Raw genomic sequence first — 24,784 nt, 5'->3', positions numbered from 1 at the left:
CACGCGTAATCATCGAAGGGCCGAGGTGACATGTGGGGAGGACGCAATCAGCGCCTCCGCCAGCTTGCGGGTGTCCTCGAGGGACAGGTTCATATTCACATCCGGGCCGCTCTTTTTGGCGGCGGCTCCGGGCAGGTGAAGGTCCAGCCGGGCGCTGACCTGCGACGCGTTGTGGTCGGTGATCACGAAGGACACGCCGACGTCTCCGGTTGCAGCGGGCTGTTCGTCGCCGCGGGCCACGCGGCGGATGACTTTGCCGGGCGCAGAAAAGGCGATGGCCTGCTCCATCGCGTCGCACAGCGCCTTGCCGCCCACGTCGGGGCAGCTCAGCCTGACGACGCTGCGGTCGGGGCTGCGAGCGCTTGCGCCGTCGGCGCCGGGCGCCGCCATCACGAGGCCCCCCATCGCCAAGACGGAAAGGCGCTTTGCCCAAGTTTCTTTCATCTTCCGAACCCCTTGGTGCGCCAACCTTGACGGCGCTGCAGAATTGACCGGTCGTTGCATAACCCAAGTATCAAGTTGCCACCCCATCTAGGCAACCCGTTCGTCGGGTCAAATACGTTAAATCGCGTTAAACAACGCAAATTTGGCGTTAATATGACCAATAGAATTGAGCGTACAGGCCGGTTATCGCCGAATATGCAGCCATTCCGGTGTCCTAAAGCGGTCGCGCTGCGCCGCGACACTGCTCCGAGGGAGAAATCCGCGCGCGGTGTCAGACCCGCCTGATCGAAGTCACAGGGCCGTTGCCCGCCGCCTCGATTCGGGCGATTGCGGCGTCCAGGGGTTCGTAGACGGTCGACATGTGGAAGGCGTTGGCGTGCAACAGCATGTTGGTTGCGGTGACAATGCCCACATGCCCGGACCAGAACACCAAATCGCCGCGCGCAGGGGCTTCCGCGGCCCGCAGCGCGCGGCCAAGCTGGGCTTCTTGCATGTCGCTGTCACGCGGGCAGTCCAGCCCGCAGGCGCGCCAGGCGGCCTGAACCAGCCCTGAACAGTCGATGCCCGCGCGCGTGCCGCCGCCCCAAAGGTAGGGGGTGCCCAAAAATTGGGCCGCAGCTTCGGCCGGGTCGGTCATCCAGTCCCCCAACGGGCGCAAATGCGCGCTCGGCACATAGGTGCCGGAACGCAACCTGCTCCACCGGCCTTGCGTCCCGTCAACGCAGACACGCGACCCGAAATACAACGCGCCGCTTTGGATCAGCTTCATATCCGCGTCGGGGTAGGTATGGGTCTGCGGGACGGCGACCCAATGCGTCTGCTCCACTGCGTCGGCCAAATCACTGCTCCGCACGTAGCCGCAATACCCGTCATGCTGGCTTTGGCCGAACGCAAATCCGTCACGGTCCTCCAACGCCAGAAACGCGTCTCCATGGACCAGCTGGGAAATACGCGAACCGCCCGGCACCTTGACCATGTCGGCGGCGGCCGCGCCGCAATGCCGGTTGAGGCCGTCTACATAGCGGGGCGCGTCCACCTGGCCCTTCAGGAAGGACGCGGCAACCCGTTCATTTGCGGGTGTCAGGCGTTGGTCTTTCACAGGTTCAGCGCTTCCGGCAGGGCCTCGAAAATGGCGCGGGTGGCCTGACCCACACCCCCCTTCGGGCGCGCGGGCGCCGCGGCGGGTTGCCAGCCGTAAATGTCGAAATGGGCGAACCGGTCTGTATGTTCCACAAATCGACGCAGGAACAGCGCGGCGGTGATCGACCCGCCAAACCCGCCTTTCGGCGCGTTGTCCAAATCGGCAATCCCCGGCTCGATCATCGCCTCATAAGGGTCGTGAAGCGGCATCCGCCAGACCGGGTCCCGCGCGACGCGCGCAGCCCCCTCCAACGATGCCGCGAATTGGTCGTCATCGGTGAAGAACGGCGCAAGGTCGGGCCCGACGGCCACGCGGGCCGCGCCGGTCAGGGTCGCCATGCAGATCATCAGGTCAGGCGGGGTTTCATCCGCCAAGGCCAAAGCGTCAGCCAGCACCAGCCGCCCTTCGGCGTCCGTGTTGTTGATTTCCACGGTCAGACCCTTGCGCGAGGTCAGGATGTCCTGTGGACGGTAGGCCGAGCCGTCGATGGCGTTTTCCACCGCAGGGATCAGCACACGAAGCCGCACGGCCATCCCGCTTGCCATGATCATCTGGGCCAACCCCAAAACGGCGGCTGATCCCCCCATATCCTTTTTCATCAATCCCATCGAGGACCCGGGCTTGATGTTCAATCCGCCCGTGTCAAAGCACACTCCTTTGCCGACCAGCACCAATGTCGGCCCGCTGTCGCCCCAGGACAGGTCGACCAGCCGCGGCGCCTCGTCCGAGGCGCGGCCCACCGCATGGATCATCGGGAAGTTGTCGGTCAGCAGGGCATCACCTTTGGTAACCGAGATCGAGGCCCCATGCTGCGTTGCCAGATCGCGGGCGGCCTCTTCCAACGCGTCGGGGCCCATGTCGCTGGCTGGCGTGTTGATCAGGTCACGGGTCAGCGCCTCGCCATTGGCGATATGTTGGGTGGTTGCGGCGTCCACACCGTCGGGGCAGACCAGCTGCGCCTGATGGGGGGGTGATGCCTTGTAGCGTTCAAAACTATACTGCGACAGCAGCCAGCCCAGCGCGTGCTCCCGCAAAACCTCCGCGCTGTGATGTGACGCGATGCTGTACGTCCCTGCCGGCAATTGTGCGGCAGCGCTTGCCAGCGTGAACCGGCTTCGACGCTGCGCCGAAGCGTTGCCGATGCCCGCCAGCACCATCGCAATCCCGCTTTGGTCTTTGGCGGGGACCACGCAGGTCTGCCCGGCATTCGCCTTGAACCCCATGGTCAAAACCCAATCGGCGACGTGATCTGGCTGCCCGCCCAGCCACGCATCAATCGTGTCGGATTCCAGAACGTGCAACGGGATGGCGTCGGGGGTCGGCGGGGCAAAGGTCAGCATCGGGGGGTCCTGTCAAACTCCCCGGCAGCCTAGCCGCCCTGCGCCGATCCGCAAGGTCTCATGGTCGGGTTACACGCTGATATCGCACAGTTCCCAGACCGAATTGATGGAACTGTCCGCGATGCGGTGCAGTCTGCAAATGCTCGCGCTGAGCGCCGGCCCGTCTGAGCGGTCGGCGCAGGCAGCGACATCACGCGCCACGCGGGCAAACAGGGTCAGGCCCAGGTTTTCCGCAATCTTGGACATGCCGCCGCTTTGCTCGATGACGTCCTTCCATTGGTGCGCCTCATAGGCGGCGCGCAGCGTTTCCATGCCGCGCCACAGGTTGTCGACCGAGAGGGCAATCATCTCTTCGGCTCGCGTCTCCCCCATTTTGACGCACAGTTCGACCAAGCGGTCGCCATCGACCGATACAGGTTCGCAAAAGCGTAATTCCATTGGCTGTTCCACTCAAACCCCTTTCAGCGCCCCTCGCTCAAGAATGGTTTGGTCATGCAGGCGTCAGATGAAGAAAGTCTTGCTCCGGAATGTCATTTTCCCTCGAATTCCTGACAATTCTTACGTAGCTACGCACCACTGACACAATACGACTGGATGCAAACATGCCCATTGCCAAGCCGCTGCCTGCCTATTTGATCCAACGCTACCAGGGGTGGAAAGCCACCACCTATGCCGACAATGAGCCGTGGTACCGCCGCTTGGCCGAGGAAGGGCAGAACCCCCGCGCCATGGTCATTTCATGCTGCGACAGCCGGGTGCATGTGACCTCGATCTTCGGGGCCGAGCAGGGCGAGTTTTTCATCCACCGCAACATCGCCAACCTGGTGCCGCCCTATCTGCCGGATTCCAACCACCACGGCACGTCTGCCGCCGTGGAATATGCCGTTAACGCTTTGAAAGTGGCGCATATTATCGTGCTGGGCCATTCCAACTGCGGCGGCGCGGCAGGTTGCCATGACATGTGCGCGGGTAAAGCCCCGGAGCTGGAGAAGGACACCAGCTTCATCGGCCGCTGGATCGAAATTCTGCGCCCGGGTTACGAGCGGGTCAAAGACATCGCGGACGAGGCAGAGCGCAAACGCGCGCTGGAAAAGCAGGCGGTGTTGGTGTCGCTCGAAAATCTGTCGAATTTCCCCTTTGTCGCGTCCGCCATCGAGAGCGGGCATCTCAGCCTGCACGGGCTGTGGACTGATACCGGCGAGGGCAGCTTGGAGCATTACACCGAGGAGACCGGCTTCCAGCGAATCTGACCCGTCCCTCAAAATCCGGCCAATTCGAACCAAATTGCGCGCATCATATGCTACCGCCTTAACCATCAGGTAGCGCGTCTGCCCTAGGCCAAGGGGGCAGATGGTAAAAGGTGCGTCGCATGGCAACGTTTACGGTAAACGGTTACGAAATTCGGTCGGATCTGGGCAATCAGGTCGCGGAAACGAAATTGGCGGAGCTCCAATTCGTCGCGCCGTTGGGGGAGGCCACGCTTGATGTGCGCTACCTCTCGGACGGGCCCACCTCGGCGGAGGTCTCGCTTGCCAATTACAACCTGCTGTTGAACGGGCTGCACCTGAATGACGGGGTGTTGCCCGACCGGATTGAGATGTTCAATGCCACCTGGACCCATGAGGACGGCACAACCGAAACGTCACGGGTGTTCAACGTCGCCTATTCGGACACGGATGGATGGCAGGATTTCCTGTTTGCCATCGGACAGGCGGGCTTGCCCGATTTTCGAAGCATCGCGGCCGCCAACAACATGCTGAAAGGCGCGGACTACAATGTGCTGGAGGGGGCCGACGCCGGCAACACCTTCACGATCCAGCTGGAAAATATGCCCGGTGTGTCGGTGTCGGGGGTGATCCGGCAGATGTTTGAGGCGGAGGCGTTGGATCCGCAGGCGAAAGACCATTTCGACTTTTCCTACGATGCCGACAGCATGCCGCCCGATATGACGGAATTCGATATTGCCGCCCGCGCGGAACATGTTGATCTGCTGAACCCCGACCCGGAACCGGCCGCCGATCCGGGGACCGTTCCGGATGACGATTTGCCGAACCCGGACACGCTGCCCGGCTACGATGACTTCGCAGGCTAGATCAGGGCCGCCAGATCAGGTCCTGCCCCTCCGGCCATGACAGGTTCACGCTCATCGTGACGGTCTTGGTTTCGCCGGGGGCGACCTCCAGCAGCCATTTTCCAACGCCGCGGCGTTTCTCGACATCCGTCTCGTCGGGGTTGGGCTGCGTGGACACCTGCAAAACCAGGTCTTCCTGTTCGGTGAACGGCATCGCAAACAGCGTTTCAACCATTTCCGGTTCCGATGTCAGGTTTTGCACGGTGAACTCCATGCCCTGCTTTCGGGTGTTCGACGTGCTCAGCAGCCCGCGGTCACCGGTGTCGTTGTTCAATATCTTGTAGTCCAGTCGCAGGCCTTCCAGCGCACCAAAGGACAGGACCGCCTCGTCCCCCGCCGGTATCAAGTCAATCTCCGAGCGGCTGACAAAGCTGCCGTCACGGTAAAGCTGCACCACGCCGGGCAAGATGGGCTCCGGCTGGTCATTGGTAAATCGCGCCATCAGGAAGGCCGTGTCGTCAAAGCGCGGCGCAGCTTGGTTGAACAGCTCGGCCTCAAAGGTGAAATCACCCAGAGACAGCGACAAGAATCCGTCATTGGGCGAAATGCTGACGGGATCGGGGTAGTCATAGGTGATCGAAAGCCCGTCAATCACCACGCTTGCGCTGCGTTCTGCGATGACCGGTTCTTCGACAAACGCCTCATCCGCCACCATGCGGCTGATCCCGTCAGAGCGTGGCGCAGCAGAGGCAAAAACCTCTTTCTGCTCCCGCTTCACAATCTGCGCGCCGCGGGCATTTACGCGGCTGGGGTCAACTTGCGCATAGGGGTCTGCCGTTGACAGCGTCAACGCCACATCAGACCACAACTCGCCCGTGCTCTGAGAGACGACAACTTTGCGCGCCATCGTCAGCTCACTCGCGTCGCGCAACAGGTCCAAATCATAGCTGGCCTGCCAATAGGCGCCGCCTATCAGATGCTTCAGGCTCAGATCGGTCGCGACCGGCTCCGGCGCATCGACCGAGATGGCCAGCATGTTGATCGGCCCCGCAGGTGGGGTCAGCCTCGCCAAATCTTGCTGCGCCTGCGTCAAAACCTTACGCGCATCTGCAACCGCCTCCTCGGCATCGCGCCCGGCTTCAATCGCGGCCTGTTGCGCCAGAAAGCTTTTCTCAATCTCCTCAGAAACCATATCGCCCACGGCCAGCAGCGCGGCGGCGTCCAATGTATCCAGCGCCCCGGCAGACACAGACTGCAAGAACAAGATACGCGTCGAAATCGCGCCGATCGAGGCTTTCGATACCGCCTCCTTGTCCTGCGCCGCTTGCAACGCGTCCTCGGCGGCGTCAACGGCGGCTAGCGCCGCAGCTTGCGCATCACTGAACACCGCTTCCGCGTCTGTCACAAAGCCCGGCAGATATTCCATCGAACCCACGCTCAATGCACCCAGCCCCTCGATCCGGGGCAGCCCTTCGCTAACGGCCCCTGGCGGCACCGGAAGCAGAATGCGGTGCGATCCTGCGGGAATGTCAACGGCAATGGACCGCGTCAGCGTGGCCCCCTGCGGGTACACCGTGGCGGCGGTCACCGGCGCATTGACCTGAAAATCGGCGGCGTAAAGCGGCAGCGCGCACAGCACGGTGGACGACAGGAAAACGGACTTAAACATGAAAAGGGCCTCAAATCGGTTTGATCTGAGGCCCAGTCTCTAACGCGTCTGCAAAGAAGGCAAGCTAGCCCTTCTTCAGCACCCGGTTGCCCAGCAGCTCTGCGATCTGCACCGCATTCAACGCGGCCCCTTTGCGCAGGTTGTCGGACACGCACCACAGGTTCAAACCATTCTCGATGGTCGAATCCTGGCGGATGCGGCTGATGAACGTGGCAAAGTCGCCCACGCATTCAATCGGCGTGACGTAGCCGCCGTCTTCGCGCTTGTCGATCACCATGACGCCCGGCGCCTCACGCAGGATGTCGCGCGCCTCGTCTTCGTCCAGGAAATCTTCGAACTCGATGTTGACCGCTTCCGAGTGCCCTACAAAGACCGGCACCCGCACGCAGGTCGCCGTCACTTTGATGTCTTTGTCGACGATCTTCTTCGTCTCCGCGACCATCTTCCACTCTTCCTTGGTAGAGCCGTCATCCATGAACACATCAATATGCGGGATCACGTTGAACGCGATCTGCTTGGTGAATTTCTTGGCGGGTTTGTCGTCGGTCGGGTTGTAGATCGACTTGGTCTGGTCCCACAGCTCGTCAATGCCGTCTTTGCCGGCGCCCGACACGGACTGGTAGGTGCTGACAACGACGCGTTTGATCCGCGCGCGGTCATGCAGCGGCTTCAACGCCACCACCATCTGCGCGGTCGAACAGTTCGGGTTCGCGATGATGTTCTTGTTGGAATACTGCATCACGGCCTCGGGGTTCACCTCCGGCACGATCAGCGGGATGTCCGGGTCGTAGCGATAAAGCGACGAGTTATCGATCACCACGCAGCCCGCCTTGGCGGCGTTCGGCGCGTATTTCTTCGTGGCCTCGGAACCAACGGCAAACAACGCCATGTCCCAGCCGGTGAAGTCGAACGTGTCCAGGTCCTTCGTCGTGAGTGTCTTATCGCCAAAGCTAACTTCTGTACCAAGCGAACGGCGCGACGCGAGCGCGGCCAATTCGTCTACGGGAAACTGGCGTTCCGCCAGGATGTTCAGCATTTCGCGGCCCACGTTACCGGTGGCGCCAACGACGGCGATTTTGTAGCCCATGATCCTAAGGGTCCTTTTAGGGTTAAAGTTTGATGAGTCCTTGCGGACGCGGCTGCATACCCCCATGTGGATGCGGTTAAAAGGCCCAAAGCCGCTGCTGCTTGCCGCAACGGGGGCTTTCACGCTAAATGTGACCTCAAAACCGGCCCCAGACGCCGCAAAAAGGCAGCAAACAGTGCAAACACCGGCCGTAGACCCCGCACAAATCGTGTCTGACCAGACGCCCCTGCAGCTGTTCGGGCGGCTTTGGCGCGGCTATTTGCGCAAGCATATCTGGTGGCTGGCCCTGGCGATGGGGCTGATGATCATCGAGGGCAGCACCTTGGGCATCCTCAGCTACATGCTGCAGCCGATGTTCGACGTGGTGTTTGTCGAGGGCAAGTCGGACCTCGCCTTCTACGTCGCCCTCGGGATTTTTCTGCTCTTCGTGGTGCGCGCGTTTAGCGGGCTGTTCCAGCGGGTGATTATGACCCGCACGTCCTATCTGGCCTCCACCGAGCTGCAGATCGAGCTGCTCGGCCACACGCTGGATCTGGACAACGGCTTCCATTCCCGCACCTCGCCCGGCGCGCTGATTGAGCGGGTGCAGGGCGACGTCACCGCCATTCAGGGGCTGTGGAACATCATCATCACCGGGGCCGGGCGGGACTTCATCTCGCTGATCTCGCTGATGGCCGTGGCCATCTCCATCGACTGGAAATGGGCCGCCATTGCGGTGGTCGGCGCGCCGGTGCTGTTGCTGCCATCGATCATCGTGCAGCGCTACATTCGGCGCAAAAGCCACGTGCTGCGCGAGATTGCCGGCAAACGCACCACCCGGCTGGACGAGATTTTCCACGGCGTCACCCCGATCAAGCTCAACCGGATGGAAAGCTACCAGAACACCCGGTTTGCCGAGCTGTCGGGCCAATGGGTCCGCTCCACCGTCAAGGCCGTGGCGGGGCAGGCCACCGTGCCGGGGCTCGTCGATGTCGCCGTGGGGTTGGGCTTTTTCTGCGTGCTGCTGTTCGGCGGGCCGGAAATTGCGTCAGGCGAGAAAACCGTCGGCCAATTCATGTCCTTCTTCGCCGCCATGTCGCTGGCGTTCCAGCCGCTGCGCCGGTTGGCGGATGTGGCGGGCTACTGGCAGGTGATGCAGGCCAGCCTCTCGCGTATCTTCGGGCTGATGGACACCAAGCCCGAGGTCAAGGACACCGCCAAACCCGGCACGGCGATCCCCACCGACAGCACCGTCACCTTTGACGATGTCAGCCTGTCCTATGGCGACCTGCCCGTCCTGAAAAACCTCAGCCTGACCATCCCGAAAGGCACCACAACCGCGCTGGTGGGCCAATCGGGGGCCGGCAAAAGCACCGTGTTCAACGTGCTGACCCGGCTAATTGATGCGCAAACCGGCAGCGTCAAAATCGGCGGCACCAACATTGCGGATCTGAAGCTGGATCAGCTGCGGTCCATGTTCTCGGTCGTCTCTCAGGACGCGCTGTTGTTCGATGAAACGCTGCGCGAAAACATCCTGCTTGGGCGCACGGATGTCACGGATGCGCAATTGGCCGATGTGCTGAAGGCGGCCAATGTCACCAACTTCCTCAAATCCATGCCGGATGGGTTGGACACGCAGGTCGGCCCGCGCGGGTCAAACCTGTCAGGGGGGCAGCGCCAGCGGGTGGCAATCGCGCGCGCGTTGCTGCGCAACACTCCGATCCTGCTGCTGGACGAGGCGACATCCGCCCTGGACGCGGAATCGGAAAAGGTCGTGCAGACCGCCCTGGACAAGCTTGCCAAGGGCCGCACCACGCTGATCATCGCGCATCGGCTCTCAACCATCCGCAACGCCGACCAGATTGTCGTGCTCGATCAGGGGGAGCTGGCGGAACGCGGCACCCATGATGAATTGCTGGCCAAAAAGGGCATCTACGCCAATCTGCACGGGCTGCAATTCCGCACCGATGACCAACCCGCCCCGGCAAAACCCCGCGCCGTTTTGCCGTCGCAAACGGGTCCGGCGGTTGCCGTGCTGCCCTATCACAACCGCCCCAAATGGACGATGACCAATATCGCGCTTGATGATCTCGATTGGCCGCTCGGCCGCCCCGCCCGGTTGAAGCACGGCACCGTGGCAGACATGGATCGCGCCGACCATTTGCTGATCTACTCGCGCAAACAGGTCTATTGGCAGCCCCGCCCGACGCTGAAGCCGAACGTATCGGTGATGATACTCGAGCCCGAGGCGATCCATGGCAAACACTTGAAATTGGCCAAACGCCATCACCGCCGGTTCCACCGCATCCTGACCCACAGCCCCGTTCTGCTGGACACCATCAACAACGCCCGCGCCCTCGCGCCTGCGGCGACGATGCTGACCACCTGGCCCGCGCAACCCGCGCCCAAGCAACATATGGCGTCGCTCATTGCGTCGAAGAAGAAAGACCAACCCGGCCACAAACTGCGCCACGACATTGTCGATCTGATCCGCGAAAAGTCGCTTGACGTGGACATCATGGGGCGCGGCTATAAGGCCTTTGACAACAAGGCGGACGGGTTGCTGCCCTACCGCTACTCGGTCGTGATCGAGAACACACAAGGGCACGGCTACTACACGGAAAAGCTGATCGACGCCGCGCTCTGCCGGACGGTTCCGATCTATTGGGGCGCGCCCGATATTGCGGACCATTTTGACACCGATGGGATGATCATCTGCCAATCCGCAGACGATATCGCCGCCGCATTGGCCACCATGTCAGAAGACGACTATGCCAGCCGCGCCGACGCGATCGAGCACAATTTTCACACCGCCGAAGCGCAGGCCAACCTGCATGCCCATGCGGCCTCGTTGCTGCTGAACACCTAACGCCGCGACAAGGCCTTGATCCGGCGGCGGTACAAAAGCCGCGGCACGCTGACCTTCAGCTCCTGCCAAATGCCCCGCTTCTGTGACAAGGTGCTGCCGCCGGTCTCCGCCGTGCGATCCGACACGCCGGATGGCACCACGCATGCCACGTCAACACCCGTATGCCACCGCATCTGCAAAAAGGCGTCCACGGGTCGGTCAATCTGGCCTGACACCGCCAGCAGGGCCTTGGCAGCGGTAAGGCTGACCAGCTGGGCGGAGGTCCTAAGCGGGATGATCTCCGGCCGCACCAGCGCCACGTTGCCGTCCCGCGCCAGTTCTTCGCACGGCCCTTTGATGTCTCGCACCTGAAACTGGATGTAGCCCCAATCATCCGAATGCCGCTTGGCCAGGGTCAGCGCAGCGTCGAAGGCCGCCGCGTCAATATGCACGTCATCTTCAACAATCAACGCGCGGGGCAAATCATCCTCCACCATCTGTTGCCAGGCCGTTTTGTGGCTTTCAAAACAGCCAATCTCGCCAGGGCTCAACTCAAACGGGTAGGCAGGCCAAAACTGCGCGGGGCCGGGGTAAATGGCGGCGCGCGCCGCGCCGCTCATCGCCGCGCCGTCGCTGGCAGGCAGAATTTCGGCATCAGGCGTATGCGCCACAATATGGTCGACCTGCGCCTTGCGGGCGGTCGCGCGTTCTAGATGGATCACAAATGTCTTCATGCGCCGGCGCTCCAAAGCTCTTCATAGACGCGCGCGATCCCCGCCGCCTCCGTCTCGATCCCGTAGCTATCACAAGCCACCCGCCGGGCCGAGGCCGACATCTCCGCCAACCGCTCGGGCGCGGACAGCAACGCGCTGACCTCCTGCGCCGCGTTCTCCGGCTCGACCACCAGCCCGGCCTTGCCCTGCGCCGAAAAGGCGCGGAAATATCCGGCGTCACTGGCCACGAACGGCGTGGCGGACGCCATCGCCTCCAGCGGCGTCATCCCGTAGCCCTCATATCGCGGCAGCGGCACCAGCAGCGACAGTGCCCGCATCATCGCTGGCATCGCCGCGCCGTCAATCTCGCCCACAAACAACAACCGCTCCGCCAGCCCCGCCTCCGCAACCTTGGCTTTCAATCCCGCCAGAAACGCCTGATCCCCGGACCCTGCTTTCCCAATCACAAGCGCCGTCACGTCGGGCACGTTCGGCAACACCTCCAACATCGTGTCCACAAATCGGTCGGTGCCTTTCTCCGGCCTGATCCGCCCAACGCACGCCACCCCCCGCGCGCCGCCATATCCCAGCGCCGACCAAGCCGCGTCGCGGTCGGACGAAGGCGCAAATCGCGCTGTATCCACCCCATGCGGCACCACCGCGCGCACATGCGGCACAAACTCCGCCGCGCGGTCCGTCGTCGCAATCACCGCGTCCATCTTTGAAATCAGCCACCGCGGGAACGCCGAATGCCGCCGTTGCGCCGCGCTGGTGAACACCAGCTTCACAGGCCGCCGCAGCACGTCCCGCGCCCAGATCCCCGCCCGCATCTCGGTGTTGCGCCGCACATGCCAGATGGAGAACGCCCGCCCCTGCGGCGCGGCGCGGCACATCGCAAGGGCCTGCCGCTTCGACACCGGCGCGGCGACCCCCGGCAACGCCTCGCCCACCAACGCCAGGTCATATTCCTGCGCCGCCACAACCCCCGCAATCGTCGCCGAAACGCCGGTGAAGTTGCGGTTGAAATTGGTCACGTACAGCTCAGGCATCCTGCCACTTAATCCACCTTCGCGCGCCGCCGCAACAGGGCCAGCGCGATCAGCACCCAGCCCAGCACGCCCTTGCCGTGGTCAGACAGTGTGGCGCGGTCGGTGAAGGTCAATAGCCGGGCCACAAGGTCGAACCCCGGCAGCCGGGCCACCCATTGCAACGGCAGCCCGTCAAAAATCAGCAAATAGAACATGTAATAGGCCTGCGGCGACAGCCAGACGAAGCCCCAAAACGCCGCCAACGCGATCAAGACGCGCCAGACGCGGCCCAATCCGGCGCCCGCGAACCACACAACACACCCGCAAAGCGCAAATAAGATCAACGAGATGGCGACAACCCCGACCCGGCCACCGACGCTTAGGGTGAAAAAACTGTCCTCGCCATATCCCATGCGACGCAGCTTGCAATCGGTTGCAACGAATTGCAACATGCGGGCCAGTTTGTTGCAGTCACACCGGGGCCATATGGCGATTACCCTCAAAGATGTTGCCCTGCGCGCAGGCGTGTCGCGCTCTGCCGTGTCGCGCACGTTTACCGAGGGCGCGTCCGTGTCCGACAAGACTCGGAAAAAGGTGCAAAAGGCCGCGACCGAGCTGGGGTACCGCCCCAATGCGCTCGCCTCCTCGCTGACCACGGGGCGCACCAAGCTAATCGGGTTGGTCTCCGACAACTTCCACAACCCGATCTTTCTGGAGGTGTTCGATCTCTTCACCCAAGGGTTGCAGCAACGCGGGCTCAGGCCACTTCTGGTCAACCTGTCCCAACAAAGTGACCGCGCCCAGGCGGTCGAGATGCTGCGGCAATACTCGGTCGACGGGGTCATCGTCGCCTCCTCCACCCTGCCCCCCAGCTTTGCGAAATCGTTCCGCGACGCGGGCGTTCCCGTGGTTAACTCCTTCGGCCGTCACACCACCAGCCCCGATGTGCATGTGGTGGGTATCGACAATGTCGAATGTGGGCGCATGGCCGCCCGCACCCTGATCGAACGCGGCTACCGCAAGCTGGCCTTCATGGGCGGGCCTGAGCAGGCAACCTCTACCCAAGACCGGTTCGCCGGGTTCCGCGAGGTGGTGCGCGACGCGTCCGGCGTCAGCCAGACCCACAGCTTTGCAGATGCCTACAGCTTCGATGCCGGCCGCGCCGAGATGTCCCGCCTTATCACGCAAGGCGCGGCGGAGGCGTATTTCTGCGGCGATGACGTGCTGTCCATCGGCGCGCTCAGCGCGATGCAATCCGCGGGGCTGAAGGTGCCGCAAGATATCGGCCTGATTGGCCTCAACGATATGGAGATGGCGGGCTGGGACAACATCTCCCTGACCACCATTCACCAGCCGATCCAGCAGATCATTGCCTCCTCAATCGAGCTGGTGGTCGCCATGCTCGATGACCCCGGGCGCTACCCCGAGGCCAGATTGTTCCCCTGCCACATCGTGGAACGCAGCACCCTCAGAAAAGGGTAAACGCGATGCCTGTCGGTACAGGGTGTGTACAGCCTGTGTACGCGGTGTGTACGCCGGTTTTTCCGCTTAAATTAACGATTGCGGGACCGCGTTAACCCATTCGCCATCCTTCTTGGCCGATGCCACGCAAGCGTGCACCGCCGCCATGGACCGCAACCCATCCACTGCTTTGGGGTAATGCGTCGCCGCCGGATCAGCCGCACGGCCTTCCTTCTCGGCACGGATCACTTCGGCCAGATCGGAATAGATGTTGGCGAATGCCAGCGGCATCCCTTCGGCATGGCCAATGGTCACTCGCGTCGCGCGATCCGCTTCGGGCGACAGGTCTGCCTCGCCGCGTTCGATCACCTGCACGCGGCCATTTGTCGGCGTCCAATACAGCTGGTTCGGCTGTTCCTGCGCCCAGCGCAAACCGCCTTCTTCGCCGAACACCTGAAGGGTCAATCCGTGCATCCGGCCCACGGCCACCGCCGACGTCCAAAGCCTGCCGACTGCCCCGCCATTCATCCGGAAATTGACCATTGCGTCGTCTTCCAGCTCGCGGCTCGAAATTGTGGACGCGAAATCAGCCGACAGTTTTTCCACCTCTTGGCCGGTCACAAATGACGCCATATGCATCGCATGAATCCCGCAATCCGCGAACTGCGCAGACGCGCCCATTTGCGCCGGATCGTACCGCCAGCGAATGCGCGGATTGTCGGCCTGCGCGGCGTCTGCGTGATGCCCATGCGAAAATTCTGCCACCACAACACGCACCGCACCAAGGTCACCGCGCGCAATCATCGCCCGCATATGGCGGACCAGCGAATAGCCGGAATATCCGTAATTCACCGCACAGATTTTGCCGGAGGCTTTGGCGATCTTGACGATCTCTTCGCCCTCTTCGACCGTCATCGTCATCGGCTTTTCGCACAGCACATGAAAGCCCTTTTCAAGGAAGGCTTTGGTGATCTCGAAATGCGTGGAATTTGGCGTCGCGACGGTCACCAGATCAACGCGATCGTCGCGCGCGCTTTCGCCCGCCAGCATTTCTTTCCAATCGCCATAAGCGCGGTCCTGGGCGACGCCCAATCGCTGCGCATAATCGCGGCCCGCATCCGGGTTGTGGTCCAAAGCCCCTGCAACAAAAGAGAAATCTCCGTCCAGCCCGGCACCCAACCGGTGCGCCGGACCAATCTGAGAACCTTCGCCCCCGCCAATCATACCCCAGTTCAAACGTGTCATATCAGGCCTCAAAAACCGATGGATTGCAGATAGGCGCGGTTCTTCTTCGCGTCGCCCAGCGGGTCGGGATCAAGCAGCGGGTCACAGTCCTGTTCGACCGTGCACCACCCCTCGAAATTGTTGTCCAGAAGCACTTGGCGGACAGCTGGGAAATCCACGTCGCCATCGCCCAGATTACAGAAAATGCCTTGCCCGCACGCATCGTAAAAGTCGGTGCGATTGGCCACGACCTTGGCCTTCACCTCGGGGTCAATATCCTTGAAATGCATATAGCTGATCCGGTCGATATGGCGCTTCATGAACGCCACGGGATCGTAGCCCGCATAGGAATGGTGGCCGGTGTCAAAGCAGATCTTCATGATGCTTTCATCGACCTCATCCAGCAGGCGCTCCAGCTCTGGCTCAAAGTCAATGAAGCCGCCGGCATGGGCGTGCATACCCACCGTCAGGCCGTATTCTTCGGTGCCCATTTTGGCGATGGTGGCGATGCGGTCGCGGAAGGCAGACCATTCCGCATTGTCCATCTGCTCCGCTTCATCGGCGCGGCCAGCGGTCGGCGCACGGCGCGGCGAGATGGAATCGATCAGCACCAGATGCTCCGCCCCATGAGCAACCAGCGCCTTGCAGGTGCGCACCGCGCCATCCATCACATCGTCCCATTGCGCAGCGTCATGGAAGGGCCGGAACACCACGCCCCCAATCAGGGATTGGTCATGCTCTGCCAGCTCAGCCGCCAGCGTCGAAGCCTCCTCCGGCATGAAGCCAACCGGGCCAAGTTCGATGCCCTTATAGCCCGCATCCGCGTTCTCCTTCAGGACCGTTTTCCAGGTCGGATTGCGCGCGTCATCCGCAAACTCGACACCCCATGAGCAGGGCGCATTGCCAATTTTAATCATATTTTCGTCTTTCATGGTTAGACGTTGACCCATGCCTTTTGCTGGCTCGACTCCAGCGCCGCATAGACGACTTTGTTAACGTTTAGGCCTTCCTCAAATGTCGGCCAAATGTCCTCTCCGGTTTCAATCGCGGTTAAGAAATCCTTAACCTCGATAATGATCTGGTCTTGATACCCCGTGCCATGTCCCGGACCTTGGCAGAACGCCGCATAGTCAGGATGCGCCGGGCCGGTGAGAATTTTGCGGAAACCGCGCTCTTCTTCGGGGCCTTCCGCGAGGTACAGCCAAAGGGCGTTTTGGTCCTCTTGATCGAACCTGATCGCGCCTTTGGTGCCATGCACCTCGTATGCGTAACCCATCTTTCGGCCAGTGGCCGTTCTGCTGAAAAACATGTGCCCCATCACGCCGTTTTCGAACCGGCACATCATCTGCGCGTGGTCGTCATTGGTGACTGCAACACCGCCCCGGTTGGCATGTACGGTCTCGACCTCGGCAATCAACGAGTTAATACGCCCCACCAGACCGTGCGCAGCATTGATCATATGCGGCGCCAGATCACCCATCGTACCATTTGAAACGCCAGTACTGCGCCACGTCGCCGGACCATCAGGATCAGCATCAAAGTCTTCGGTGTGCTCCCCCCGGAAATATGTCACGTCACCGATCCGGCCGTCGGCAATCAACTTGCGGGCAAACTGGGATGCAGGGGTCCGGATATAGTTAAAGCCCACCATATTGCGGCATCCACTCGCTTTGGCAGCGGCGACCATTGCCGCTCCGTCCTCAATCGAGGCTCCCAAAGGTTTTTCGCACAAAACGTGCAAACCTCTTGAAAAGGCAGCCTCGGCGATTTCGCGATGTGTAGATTGCGGCGATGCAATTACAATTGCTTCAACTGTTGGATCCTCGATGAGATCGCGCCAATCGACAGCCGCTCTGCGAAACCCAAAGGACTGTCGATATTTTTCGGCTGAGGCCTGGCTTGATGCCGCCACAACTTCGAGCCTGGGTCGCAGGCGTGTGTCAAACACCGATGCAACCGACGACATGGCAACAGCATGGGCTTTGCCCATGTATCCGCCCCCAATGATACCAACGCCAATTTCGGACATCGTCGCCACCTTCAAAAACAATTTGCAACCGGTTGCAAAACGAGTATCTTCAACTGCGCCCTGTGGTCAATAGGGCAATCGATCCTGTCCGATTCTTTTCTGCCCAAGGGAGCCTGCAGATGAGCCAGTCCGATAAAACTGTCCGCCTGACGACCGCACAGGCGATTATCAAATATCTCGCTGCGCAGTACATTGAAATTGACGGCAGAAAAGTGCGGCTATGCGGCGGCGGCTTCGGAATTTTTGGCCATGGCAACGTAACTTGCCTTGGCGAAGCTCTTTACGATCACAAAGAAGAATTGCCCCTGTACCGTGGTCAAAATGAACAGAGCATGGGGTTCGCGGCGGCCGCTTATGCCAAGTACCATCTCCGCCAGAGATTCATGTTTTGTACAGCGAGTGCCGGCCCCGGAACTGCAAATTTGTTGACCTCGGCAGCATTGGCACACGCAAATCGGCTGCCCATGTTGATGTTGTGCGGCGATGCTTTCCTTACGCGCCTGCCTGACCCGGTCCTGCAGCAACTTGAGCATTTCGGCAATCCAACCTTGGGCGTAAACGATGCGTTCAAAGCAGTCAGTCGATATTGGGATCGCATTTCGCATCCGGCGCAGATCATTCAATCGCTTCCCGCGGCTATTTCGACAATGCTCGACCCCGCAGATTGCGGGCCAGCCTTTCTGGGCCTCCCCCAAGATGTTCAGGGCTGGGTCTTTGACTATCCGATTTCGTTCTTTGACGAAAAGACGCACCGGATCAGGCGGCAATTGCCTGATACCGAAGAGCTGGCAGATGCCACCTCGCTACTACGTACAGCAAAACGCCCGGTCATCATTGCTGGGGGCGGCGTCCAGTATTCCAAAGCGGTTGCCGAGCTGACCAGTTTTGCCGAAACCCATCAAATCCCGGTGATAGAGACCATTGCCGGTCGGGCGAACATGCTTGCAGATCATCCGCTGAATATCGGCCCTGTCGGTGTAACAGGGTCAAATTCGGCGAATACCATAGCAGAACAGGCGGATGTCATCTTGTCCATCGGATGTCGGCTACAAGACTTCACGACAGGGTCGTGGACAGCATTTTCGAAAGATGCGCGCATTATATCGCTCAACGCTGCGCGGCATGACGCAGGAAAACACCAATCAGTTCCGGTCGTTGGCGATGCCAAGCTTGGCCTTGAGGCCATGGATGCGGCAATGGTGGGCTACAAAGCCCCCGCTGGCTGGACCAAATCCGCACAACAGGAACGCGAAAAGTGGGACAAATACGTCTCCGACAATGTCGCGCATGGAAATAGACCGAATTCTTATGCACAGGCGATTGGCGTGGTGAATGCTTTGTGTGACCCCCAGGACCGTATCGTCGCAGCAGCAGGCGGTCTGCCTGCCGAGGTGACAGCCAACTGGCGTACGCTGGGGATCGGAACTGTGGACGTCGAATTTGGCTTCTCCTGTATGGGTTATGAGATTGCAGGCGGTTGGGGTGCGCGCATCGCTCAATCAGAAAGCGAACCTCAGCAGGACACAATCGTATTTTGCGGTGACGGCTCCTATCTTCTGATGAACTCTGACATCTATTCTTCGGTCCTGACACAGAAGAAGATGATTCTGCTCGTGCTCGACAATGGCGGTTTCGCGGTCATCAACAAGCTTCAGAACAACACCGGAAACGAAAGTTTTAACAACCTGATCGCGGATACGCCTACAGTTCCGGAAGCCTTTGGCGTCGATTTCGAAGCGCACGCAAGATCGATGGGTGCAAATGCCGAAACAGTGTCTAATCCGGCTGAACTAGGGGATGCGTTCAATCGCGCGAAGGCAGCTGAAAAGACGTCCGTTATCGTCATGCAAGTCGATCCCTACGAGGGGTGGACCGCGGAAGGTCATACATGGTGGGAAGTAGGCACGCCGCATGTATCCGACAATCCAAAGGTTCAAGCCGCCCACGAAGAATGGGAAAGCGCCCGCGTGAAACAACGGAAAGGTGTTTGAGATGCCCGGTCTAATTTCAGGAATCTTGCAAAACGACTTCGTTGTGATTGGCCGTGCCGGGATGGACTTCTTTCCTCACCCAGCGGGGACCAAAACAGAAGAGGCGACCGAGTTCCGCTCCGGCCTTGGTGGATCAGCGGCGAACACAGCCGCTGGCATCTGTCGATTTGGCGGCAAGGCGGATTTGGTCACATGCGTCTCGGACGACAGCATCGGTCGGTACTGCACCAATCAGCTGGACCACTACGGTGTGGGCCGAACGCATGTGCGTTCTGTGGGTGGCGAATTTCGCAATTCACTCGCCGTCTACGAATCCCGGGTCGAAGAGCATCAAACCGTCATCTATCGGAATGGCGCGGCTGACTTCGAAATGAACATCGAGGACGTTGAAGCCATTGACTACGGCGCTTACGGCGCCTTGATCACCGCCGGTACCGTGTTTGCGGCAGAACCTTCGCGCAGCGCAGCATTTCGCGCGTTTGAGCTGGCAAAGGCCGCTGGCCTGCCGATCATCTTCGACATTGACTATCGTCCCTATTCCTGGCCGTCGCCCAAGGTAGCAGAAGGTGTTCTTAGCCGTGCAGGCGACCTGGCAGACATGATCGTTGGAAATGACGAAGAGTTTGGTTTCATGGCAGGAGACATCGGCAAAGGGCAGGCAAAGGCCCAATCCCTCGCAAACAAATCTGCAGAGATTGTGATCTATAAGATGGGTGAAAAGGGCGCTGTGACTTACGCTGATGGCGATGTGATCACAACAGGCGTCTACCCTGTGACCGCCCTGAAGCCGACGGGCGCAGGCGACAGTTTCATGGCAGGGTTGATGGCCGCGATTGCGGCCGGGCACGGGCTTAACGACGCGATACATAGAGGTTCTGCCTGCGCTGCCATCGTTGTCGGTAAGCCCGGCTGCGCCCCTGCATTGCCAAATTTGGCAGAATTAGAGTCTTTCCTTCAAACACATCCCGGCCCCACAAGCGCTTGAGAGGACATCATGCACATAGCTCCATACGACAATCAGAATAAACCTATCGTCGATATCAACGACGCAACGGTGCCGCTGAACTACTTCAACATTGTGAAGCTGAAGAAGGGCGAAGCCTTCGAGTATCAGGTTCCCGGGTATGAGACCTGCATTGTCCCGGCGACGGGCAGCGTTGACACGGATACCGAAGGCTTCAAGGCAGATGATATCGGCGGGCGGGTTGGCGACGTTTGGGGAGGCGAGCCCGAAGGCGTATACGTGCCCAGCGGCGCGAAGTCTGTGATGGTTTGTACCAGCGACGAGGCTGAGGTCTTCATCGCAGGGGCCCGCTACGATGAGGTGCTGGAACCCTTCGCCGTGCGAAGCGACGAGCTGGATCTTGTTCAATACGGCTCTGACGACACCAAGACCCATCGCAAAATCAAACATATCCTTGGAACGAAGTACCACGACAAGGTCGGGCGGCTGCTGGTCAGCGAGCTGTTCACCGTAGGCGCGGGCGGCTGGTCCGGCTTTCCCAGCCACAAGCACGATACGGACCGTCTGCCGATAGAGACGCGCCATGACGAGACCTATAATTTCCGCTTCAAGCCAGATCACGGGTCGGGCGTTCAGATGCTTCAGCGTCAGGATGGAAAGCCGGGGGATGCCTATCACCTCGTCGATGGATCAACGATCTGCCTGGACAACGGGTACCACCCCTGCGCCGTGCTGCCGGGCTATGAAATGTACTACTTCACCATTCTTGGCGGTTTGTCTCAGCGCAGCCTGATCCAGTATTTCCAGCCGTCTCACGCCGATCAGATCGAAACGATCCCTGGCATCAAAGACATGATTGCGAAGTTTAAATGACATTGGCAACGCTGGCTGATGTATTGCAGCCCGCGCTTAGAAACGGGCATGCGGTTGCAGGTCTTGTCTGCCTTGGCTGGGAAGATATGCGCGCGTACGCTTACGCAGCTGAGGCCGAAGGCTGCCCGGTCATCCTGCAAGCCGGCCCGGGGTGCCGTGAGCACACTCCGTTGCCGGTACTAGGCAAGATGTTTCGGCATCTGGCTAACGAGGTCAGCGTGCCGGTTGTGGCCCATTTGGACCATGGCTACACATTTGACGAATGCAAAGAGGCGCTCGATTCAGGCTTCTCGTCCCTTATGTATGACGGATCGCGCAAGCCGCTTCAGCAAAACATAGATGAGACTGCCGCGATCGTGGAAATGGCCCATGGTGCAGGCATTTCCTGCGAGGGAGAGATCGGCTTCGTCGGTTATGCGAACGGTGAGAATTCCGCAGGAACAGAGCCTGAAGAGGCAGCCATTTTCGCCTCTGCAACCGGTGTCGATGCTTTGGCCATCTCCGTTGGAAATGTCCATCTGCAGGAAAATCAGGATGGCGGTTTGGACGTCGACCGGATCAGGGCGATTGAGACCGTGACAGACGTGCCTTTGGTAATCCATGGCGGATCAGGTGTGCCATCAGCGCAGCGGGCGGAGCTGGCTCACAGCTCATCCATCTGCAAGTTCAACATCGGGACCGAGCTGCGCATGGCGTTTGGGAGTGCTCTTCGAGCATCGGTTGCGTCAGACGAAAAACGCTTTGACCGGGTTCAAATTCTGAAAGACACGCACGATCCCGTCATGGCAGCAGCAAGGCGGGTGCTTGCAACACTCAAATAGGATCAGTCTTCATCGCCGCCCCGGTGCAGTTTGGCGATGAAAAAGCTGTGCCCGGCCCAAAGGCCCATGGCGCAGAACATTACGCCCCAAAAGTAGCTGCCGGTACTGAACTCAAACAGACCCCACCCGATACAAATCCCAAAGACGAGCACGCGAACCCACAGCGGGTCGAAAAACGGATGCTCAAAGTCAAAACCCTTCATCCTAATATCTCGGACATCGCAACTTCGCGTTTCTCTTTCACCGATAGCAACGCAGCTTCGGCCATGGCGAGCGCGCGAAGCCCGTCCAAACCTGTGGTCGGAGGCGGCGTCTTGTTGGTCACCGCTCTCACAAAGGCTTCAATCTCGTTGGCATAGGCAGCCGTGTAGCGCGTCATAAAGAAGTCGAGCAATGGGGGTTGGTGATACCCGTTTGCATCCGCGATCACGACATTCGCCTTATGCGTGTTTTGCGCCGAAACAGAGCCTTTTGAGCCATGCACCTCGATCCGCTGATCGTACCCATAGGCGGCGCGACGCGTGTTCGTGATCGTGCACTGCGCGCCGGAAGCAGTGCGCATAACTACGTTTGCACTGTCAAAGTCGCCATGATCCCCAATCGCTGGGTCCGTCAGAACGGACGCAGTTGCGAAGACGGCGTCCACCTCTTCTGGCAACAGCCAACGTGCGACATCAAAATCGTGAATCGTCATATCTCGGAAGATGCCGCCAGACCTGTCGATATAGTCCAAAGGCGGCGCACCTGGGTCGCGACTGGTTAACGTCACCATCTCGACCTCGCCGATCTGACCGGCGTCAATTGCGTCTTTCAGCGCGTTGAAGTCAGGGTCGAACCGACGCTGGAAACCAAGCATTAGCGTGCCGCCAACGTCAGTTACAACGTCCAAACAGGCCCTAACTCGGGCCAAGTTAAGATCAATTGGCTTTTCGCAGAACACCGCTTTGCCTGCCCGGCAAAACTGTTCGATCAGGTCGGCATGTGTGTCCGTTGGCGTACAGACCACCACGGCGTCAATGTCGTCGGAGGCCGCGATCTCGTCTATGCTGCGCAGGTCACAGCCGAACTCGGCCTTTACCTGTTTGGCAACGGCGTCGACCGGTTCAGCGAGAGCAGCGAAGTGCGCACCCGATACTGTCGCAATGGCTTTGGCGTGGACCTGACCAATACGGCCCGCCCCCAGAACTCCGAATCTGATCACTTATGCCGCACCCTCAAATTCCGCACCGGTCTTGGCTCCAGTGATGTAGGCAACTACGTCTTGGCCGTCCGTCTCATCCTTATTGAGATTGGCCACCATCCGGCCACGACGGAACACGACAATGCGGTCCACCAAATCGAAAACCTGCCGCATGTTGTGGGAAACGAGGATCAACGGCTCGCCTTGTTCTTTCAGGGTTCGAATGATGTTTTCCACCTGCTCCGTTTCCTGCACCCCCAAAGCCGCCGTCGGCTCATCCATGATTGTCAGCTTGGAGGCAAAGGTCGCCGTCCGCGCAATTGCCACACATTGGCGCTGTCCGCCTGACATGTTCTGGATGGAGTTGCGAATGTTGGGGATCTTGACGCCTGTCTTCACAAGCCCGTCCATCGTCGCCTGACGCATGGCTTTGTAGTCGAGAAAGCGGAACGGCCCGAGCCAATTGAACTTGGTGATCTCGCGGCCCAGAAACAGGTTGTCGGGCACATCGAGGTCATCAGCCAAGGCAAGTGTCTGAAACACGGTTTCAATGCCTGCCTCGCGCGCGTCGAGCGGCCCGCCAAAGTTCACCTCATCGCCATAAAGCCAGACCTTGCCACTGGTGCGTTGTTCAACGCCGGTGATCTGGCGCACGAAGGTGGACTTGCCTGCGCCGTTGTCGCCCATGATGGCGACGTGCTCGCCCTTTTTCATCTCGAAGTTGGCACCGACCAGCGCGTGGACCCCACCGTAATGCTTGGTCAGGTTTTCGGTCTTTAGAACAATATCGCTCATGTCAGTATCCCCTAAGCCCGATTTCGTTGTCGGTATTGGTCAAACAGGATCGCTGCGATGATGATGCCGCCCATGGCCATCAGCTGATAGGACCCGTCCAGTTTGATGTAAGTAAAGCCAGAGCGAATGACGCCCAAAACCATCGCGCCCAAAACAGTGCCGATGATCGAGCCACGACCACCCTGCAAAGAGATGCCGCCGATGACGGCCATGGCGATTGCGAAGAGTTCGTAGAATTCGCCCATACCGGCCTGCGCCGTTTCGCTTTTGGCGGCGAGGACCACGCCCGCAAAAGCAGCCAGCATTGAGGCGATCATGTAGACCGTCACCTTGTGGCGTTTCACGTTGATGCCCGACATCCGCGCGGCTTCCTCGTTTGAACCGATCGCATAGGTGTGTTTGCCATAGACCGTGTAGCGCATGATCACGTGGAAAATGACCGCGAGCGACAGAAACCACACAACCGGCATCATGCCGGAGCCGATAAATTTGAAGCTTTCGGTCGGGAAGGAAATCGGATTGCCGCCGGACCACCACAACGCGATACCACGGCAAATCAAGAACATTCCCAATGTTGCGATAAACGGCGGGATCCGCATGTAAGCGATAAACGTGCCGTTGACCGCGCCGATAAAAGCGCCAAAGGCCAAGGCCACAAAAACCGGGACGAGGACAGGCAAATCCATGGCCCATATGCCGAACAGCGCTTTCGGGTTTGGAAAGCCGTTCACCAGCTCGGTCTGCGCGAAACTCATCGCAATCATAGCAGTGGCGGCGACCAGGGGACCTGAGCTTAGGTCAATGCCTGCGGTAATGATGACCTGCGTCACGCCAAGTGCAATGATGCCGATAATGGCAACCTGCAGGATGATGATCTGTAGTCGCGCCTCGTTAAAGATGCTGTCAAAACGGTCCTTGGTGTCGAACAGGAAGCTTTGATTATTCATGTAAGGCAGCGTCTGCCCCAGAAGTTCGAAGATCGCAATAATCACAAACAGCGCGAAAAGGATGTTCAGCTCGTTGGGCCACGATTTCTTGGTTTTGTCGAATGTTAGCCCGCCCGTGCCGTGGCTGGTATCTGTCATTGGTGCCATTCCCTGTTCAGCGCTTTGGTAGGTCGGGACGG

The 24,784-nt window shown here is 60.0% G+C and carries 24 protein-coding genes; 8 read left to right on the top strand and 16 right to left on the bottom strand.

Annotated features, from left to right (window positions below; genetic code table 11):
* Positions 1-9: 9 nt before the first annotated feature.
* The 4 genes from Q0899_RS14670 to Q0899_RS14655 all read right to left on the bottom strand — a co-directional run bounded on the left by Q0899_RS14670 (position 10) and on the right by Q0899_RS14655 (position 3,363).
* Positions 10-444, bottom strand: coding sequence for a hypothetical protein (locus tag Q0899_RS14670; RefSeq protein WP_299193732.1), 435 nt, complete (start codon positions 442-444; stop codon positions 10-12).
* Positions 445-715: 271 nt separating this feature from the next.
* Positions 716-1,543, bottom strand: a complete 828-nt coding sequence (locus Q0899_RS14665) for a C40 family peptidase (protein ID WP_299193730.1) — start codon at positions 1,541-1,543, stop codon at positions 716-718.
* Positions 1,540-2,925, bottom strand: a complete 1,386-nt coding sequence (locus Q0899_RS14660) for a M17 family metallopeptidase (protein WP_299193728.1) — start codon at positions 2,923-2,925, stop codon at positions 1,540-1,542. The genes Q0899_RS14665 and Q0899_RS14660 overlap by 4 nt, the downstream gene beginning before the upstream one ends.
* 69 nt (positions 2,926-2,994) lie before the next feature.
* A complete protein-coding gene (locus tag Q0899_RS14655; RefSeq protein WP_298295218.1) occupies positions 2,995-3,363 on the bottom strand; it encodes a hypothetical protein in 369 nt (122 codons plus the stop codon).
* A 164-nt stretch (positions 3,364-3,527) separates the two neighbouring features.
* Here Q0899_RS14655 and Q0899_RS14650 point away from each other — a divergent pair, with 164 nt between their 5' ends.
* Together Q0899_RS14650 and Q0899_RS14645 are read left to right on the top strand one after the other, a co-directional pair.
* Complete coding sequence (locus Q0899_RS14650; protein ID WP_298295216.1) at positions 3,528-4,175, top strand: carbonic anhydrase; 648 nt, start codon at positions 3,528-3,530, stop codon at positions 4,173-4,175.
* Between the two features lie 119 nt (positions 4,176-4,294).
* On the top strand, positions 4,295-5,017 hold the full coding sequence (locus tag Q0899_RS14645) for a hypothetical protein (RefSeq protein ID WP_298295214.1): 723 nt from the start codon (positions 4,295-4,297) through the stop codon (positions 5,015-5,017).
* 1 nt (position 5,018) lies between these two features.
* Here Q0899_RS14645 and Q0899_RS14640 read toward each other — a convergent pair whose 3' ends face one another.
* Together Q0899_RS14640 and Q0899_RS14635 are read right to left on the bottom strand one after the other, a co-directional pair.
* Positions 5,019-6,665 carry a DUF4139 domain-containing protein gene (locus tag Q0899_RS14640; protein WP_299193724.1) on the bottom strand — a complete coding sequence of 549 codons (1,647 nt, stop codon included), beginning with the start codon at positions 6,663-6,665 and terminating at the stop codon, positions 5,019-5,021.
* A 64-nt stretch (positions 6,666-6,729) separates the two neighbouring features.
* A complete protein-coding gene (locus Q0899_RS14635) occupies positions 6,730-7,752 on the bottom strand; it encodes an aspartate-semialdehyde dehydrogenase (RefSeq protein ID WP_299193722.1) in 1,023 nt (340 codons plus the stop codon).
* Positions 7,753-7,927: 175 nt separating this feature from the next.
* Here Q0899_RS14635 and Q0899_RS14630 point away from each other — a divergent pair, with 175 nt between their 5' ends.
* Positions 7,928-10,600: an ATP-binding cassette domain-containing protein gene (locus Q0899_RS14630; RefSeq protein WP_299193720.1), complete on the top strand. Its 2,673-nt coding sequence runs from the start codon at positions 7,928-7,930 to the stop codon at positions 10,598-10,600.
* On the opposite strand, the gene Q0899_RS14625 is transcribed toward Q0899_RS14630, so the two are convergent.
* The 3 genes from Q0899_RS14625 to Q0899_RS14615 are packed head-to-tail and all read right to left on the bottom strand — an operon-like array spanning position 10,597 to position 12,772.
* Positions 10,597-11,313 (bottom strand): glycosyltransferase family 25 protein, encoded by a 717-nt coding sequence (locus tag Q0899_RS14625; protein ID WP_299193718.1) that lies wholly within the window; start codon positions 11,311-11,313, stop codon positions 10,597-10,599. The two genes, Q0899_RS14630 and Q0899_RS14625, sit on opposite strands and share 4 nt — an antisense overlap.
* Positions 11,310-12,341 carry a glycosyltransferase family 4 protein gene (locus tag Q0899_RS14620; protein WP_299193716.1) on the bottom strand — a complete coding sequence of 344 codons (1,032 nt, stop codon included), beginning with the start codon at positions 12,339-12,341 and terminating at the stop codon, positions 11,310-11,312. Before Q0899_RS14620 ends, Q0899_RS14625 begins: the two co-directional genes overlap by 4 nt.
* An 8-nt stretch (positions 12,342-12,349) precedes the next feature.
* Positions 12,350-12,772, bottom strand: a complete 423-nt coding sequence (locus Q0899_RS14615; RefSeq protein WP_299193714.1) for a hypothetical protein — start codon at positions 12,770-12,772, stop codon at positions 12,350-12,352.
* Between the two features lie 34 nt (positions 12,773-12,806).
* On the opposite strand from Q0899_RS14615, the gene Q0899_RS14610 reads away from it, so the two are divergent.
* Positions 12,807-13,802, top strand: coding sequence for a LacI family DNA-binding transcriptional regulator (locus tag Q0899_RS14610; RefSeq protein WP_298295201.1), 996 nt, complete (start codon positions 12,807-12,809; stop codon positions 13,800-13,802).
* A 66-nt stretch (positions 13,803-13,868) separates the two neighbouring features.
* On the opposite strand, the gene Q0899_RS14605 is transcribed toward Q0899_RS14610, so the two are convergent.
* The 3 genes from Q0899_RS14605 to Q0899_RS14595 are packed head-to-tail and all read right to left on the bottom strand — an operon-like array spanning position 13,869 to position 17,034.
* On the bottom strand, positions 13,869-15,026 hold the full coding sequence (locus Q0899_RS14605) for a Gfo/Idh/MocA family oxidoreductase (protein ID WP_298295200.1): 1,158 nt from the start codon (positions 15,024-15,026) through the stop codon (positions 13,869-13,871).
* A gap of 8 nt (positions 15,027-15,034) precedes the next feature.
* On the bottom strand, positions 15,035-15,922 hold the full coding sequence (locus Q0899_RS14600; RefSeq protein ID WP_298295953.1) for a TIM barrel protein: 888 nt from the start codon (positions 15,920-15,922) through the stop codon (positions 15,035-15,037).
* 17 nt (positions 15,923-15,939) lie between these two features.
* A complete protein-coding gene (locus Q0899_RS14595) occupies positions 15,940-17,034 on the bottom strand; it encodes a Gfo/Idh/MocA family oxidoreductase (RefSeq protein WP_298295199.1) in 1,095 nt (364 codons plus the stop codon).
* Between the two features lie 119 nt (positions 17,035-17,153).
* Between Q0899_RS14595 and iolD the strand changes: the two genes are divergently transcribed.
* The 4 genes from iolD to Q0899_RS14575 are packed head-to-tail and all read left to right on the top strand — an operon-like array spanning position 17,154 to position 21,683.
* Positions 17,154-19,025, top strand: coding sequence for a 3D-(3,5/4)-trihydroxycyclohexane-1,2-dione acylhydrolase (decyclizing) (iolD, locus tag Q0899_RS14590; protein WP_299193710.1), 1,872 nt, complete (start codon positions 17,154-17,156; stop codon positions 19,023-19,025).
* Position 19,026: 1 nt separating this feature from the next.
* Positions 19,027-20,010 (top strand): 5-dehydro-2-deoxygluconokinase, encoded by a 984-nt coding sequence (gene iolC / locus Q0899_RS14585; protein WP_299193708.1) that lies wholly within the window; start codon positions 19,027-19,029, stop codon positions 20,008-20,010.
* Positions 20,011-20,019: 9 nt separating this feature from the next.
* Positions 20,020-20,862: a 5-deoxy-glucuronate isomerase gene (locus Q0899_RS14580; protein ID WP_298295193.1), complete on the top strand. Its 843-nt coding sequence runs from the start codon at positions 20,020-20,022 to the stop codon at positions 20,860-20,862.
* Entirely contained in the window at positions 20,859-21,683 is an 825-nt protein-coding gene (locus Q0899_RS14575) for a class II fructose-bisphosphate aldolase (protein ID WP_299193705.1), read from the top strand. The genes Q0899_RS14580 and Q0899_RS14575 overlap by 4 nt, the downstream gene beginning before the upstream one ends.
* 2 nt (positions 21,684-21,685) lie before the next feature.
* Here Q0899_RS14575 and Q0899_RS14570 read toward each other — a convergent pair whose 3' ends face one another.
* From Q0899_RS14570 to Q0899_RS14555, 4 genes are read right to left on the bottom strand one after another with little or no spacing between them, the layout of a single operon-like run.
* Positions 21,686-21,886: a DUF3329 domain-containing protein gene (locus tag Q0899_RS14570; RefSeq protein WP_298295189.1), complete on the bottom strand. Its 201-nt coding sequence runs from the start codon at positions 21,884-21,886 to the stop codon at positions 21,686-21,688.
* Positions 21,883-22,884 carry an inositol 2-dehydrogenase gene (gene iolG, locus Q0899_RS14565; protein ID WP_299193703.1) on the bottom strand — a complete coding sequence of 334 codons (1,002 nt, stop codon included), beginning with the start codon at positions 22,882-22,884 and terminating at the stop codon, positions 21,883-21,885. Before iolG ends, Q0899_RS14570 begins: the two co-directional genes overlap by 4 nt.
* Positions 22,885-23,658, bottom strand: coding sequence for an ATP-binding cassette domain-containing protein (locus Q0899_RS14560; protein WP_298295185.1), 774 nt, complete (start codon positions 23,656-23,658; stop codon positions 22,885-22,887). It abuts the gene before it with no gap.
* An 11-nt stretch (positions 23,659-23,669) separates the two neighbouring features.
* Positions 23,670-24,743: an ABC transporter permease gene (locus Q0899_RS14555; RefSeq protein WP_298295182.1), complete on the bottom strand. Its 1,074-nt coding sequence runs from the start codon at positions 24,741-24,743 to the stop codon at positions 23,670-23,672.
* Positions 24,744-24,784: the final 41 nt, after the last annotated feature.

Source organism: uncultured Litoreibacter sp. (assembly GCF_947501785.1).
GTDB lineage: Bacteria > Pseudomonadota > Alphaproteobacteria > Rhodobacterales > Rhodobacteraceae > Litoreibacter.
Note: the sequence above shows the minus strand (reverse complement) of the source record. Positions and strands in the feature narration are given on the sequence as shown.

What these genes read in the sequence shown, in the direction of transcription:
- iolC (WP_299193708.1), top strand. Translation starts at nt 19,027, where the DNA reads ATGCCCGGTCTAATTTCAGGAATCTTGCAAAACGACTTCGTTGTGATT.
- iolD (WP_299193710.1), top strand. Translation starts at nt 17,154, where the DNA reads ATGAGCCAGTCCGATAAAACTGTCCGCCTGACGACCGCACAGGCGATT.
- Q0899_RS14580 (WP_298295193.1), top strand. Translation starts at nt 20,020, where the DNA reads ATGCACATAGCTCCATACGACAATCAGAATAAACCTATCGTCGATATC.
- Q0899_RS14650 (WP_298295216.1), top strand. Translation starts at nt 3,528, where the DNA reads ATGCCCATTGCCAAGCCGCTGCCTGCCTATTTGATCCAACGCTACCAG.
- Q0899_RS14600 (WP_298295953.1), bottom strand. Translation starts at nt 15,922, where the DNA reads ATGATTAAAATTGGCAATGCGCCCTGCTCATGGGGTGTCGAGTTTGCG.
- Q0899_RS14670 (WP_299193732.1), bottom strand. Translation starts at nt 444, where the DNA reads ATGAAAGAAACTTGGGCAAAGCGCCTTTCCGTCTTGGCGATGGGGGGC.
- Q0899_RS14575 (WP_299193705.1), top strand. Translation starts at nt 20,859, where the DNA reads ATGACATTGGCAACGCTGGCTGATGTATTGCAGCCCGCGCTTAGAAAC.
- Q0899_RS14620 (WP_299193716.1), bottom strand. Translation starts at nt 12,341, where the DNA reads ATGCCTGAGCTGTACGTGACCAATTTCAACCGCAACTTCACCGGCGTT.
- Q0899_RS14645 (WP_298295214.1), top strand. Translation starts at nt 4,295, where the DNA reads ATGGCAACGTTTACGGTAAACGGTTACGAAATTCGGTCGGATCTGGGC.
- Q0899_RS14655 (WP_298295218.1), bottom strand. Translation starts at nt 3,363, where the DNA reads ATGGAATTACGCTTTTGCGAACCTGTATCGGTCGATGGCGACCGCTTG.
- Q0899_RS14595 (WP_298295199.1), bottom strand. Translation starts at nt 17,034, where the DNA reads ATGTCCGAAATTGGCGTTGGTATCATTGGGGGCGGATACATGGGCAAA.
- Q0899_RS14570 (WP_298295189.1), bottom strand. Translation starts at nt 21,886, where the DNA reads ATGAAGGGTTTTGACTTTGAGCATCCGTTTTTCGACCCGCTGTGGGTT.
- Q0899_RS14610 (WP_298295201.1), top strand. Translation starts at nt 12,807, where the DNA reads ATGGCGATTACCCTCAAAGATGTTGCCCTGCGCGCAGGCGTGTCGCGC.
- Q0899_RS14640 (WP_299193724.1), bottom strand. Translation starts at nt 6,665, where the DNA reads ATGTTTAAGTCCGTTTTCCTGTCGTCCACCGTGCTGTGCGCGCTGCCG.
- Q0899_RS14605 (WP_298295200.1), bottom strand. Translation starts at nt 15,026, where the DNA reads ATGACACGTTTGAACTGGGGTATGATTGGCGGGGGCGAAGGTTCTCAG.
- Q0899_RS14660 (WP_299193728.1), bottom strand. Translation starts at nt 2,925, where the DNA reads ATGCTGACCTTTGCCCCGCCGACCCCCGACGCCATCCCGTTGCACGTT.
- Q0899_RS14635 (WP_299193722.1), bottom strand. Translation starts at nt 7,752, where the DNA reads ATGGGCTACAAAATCGCCGTCGTTGGCGCCACCGGTAACGTGGGCCGC.
- Q0899_RS14555 (WP_298295182.1), bottom strand. Translation starts at nt 24,743, where the DNA reads ATGACAGATACCAGCCACGGCACGGGCGGGCTAACATTCGACAAAACC.
- Q0899_RS14625 (WP_299193718.1), bottom strand. Translation starts at nt 11,313, where the DNA reads ATGAAGACATTTGTGATCCATCTAGAACGCGCGACCGCCCGCAAGGCG.
- Q0899_RS14615 (WP_299193714.1), bottom strand. Translation starts at nt 12,772, where the DNA reads ATGTTGCAATTCGTTGCAACCGATTGCAAGCTGCGTCGCATGGGATAT.
- Q0899_RS14560 (WP_298295185.1), bottom strand. Translation starts at nt 23,658, where the DNA reads ATGAGCGATATTGTTCTAAAGACCGAAAACCTGACCAAGCATTACGGT.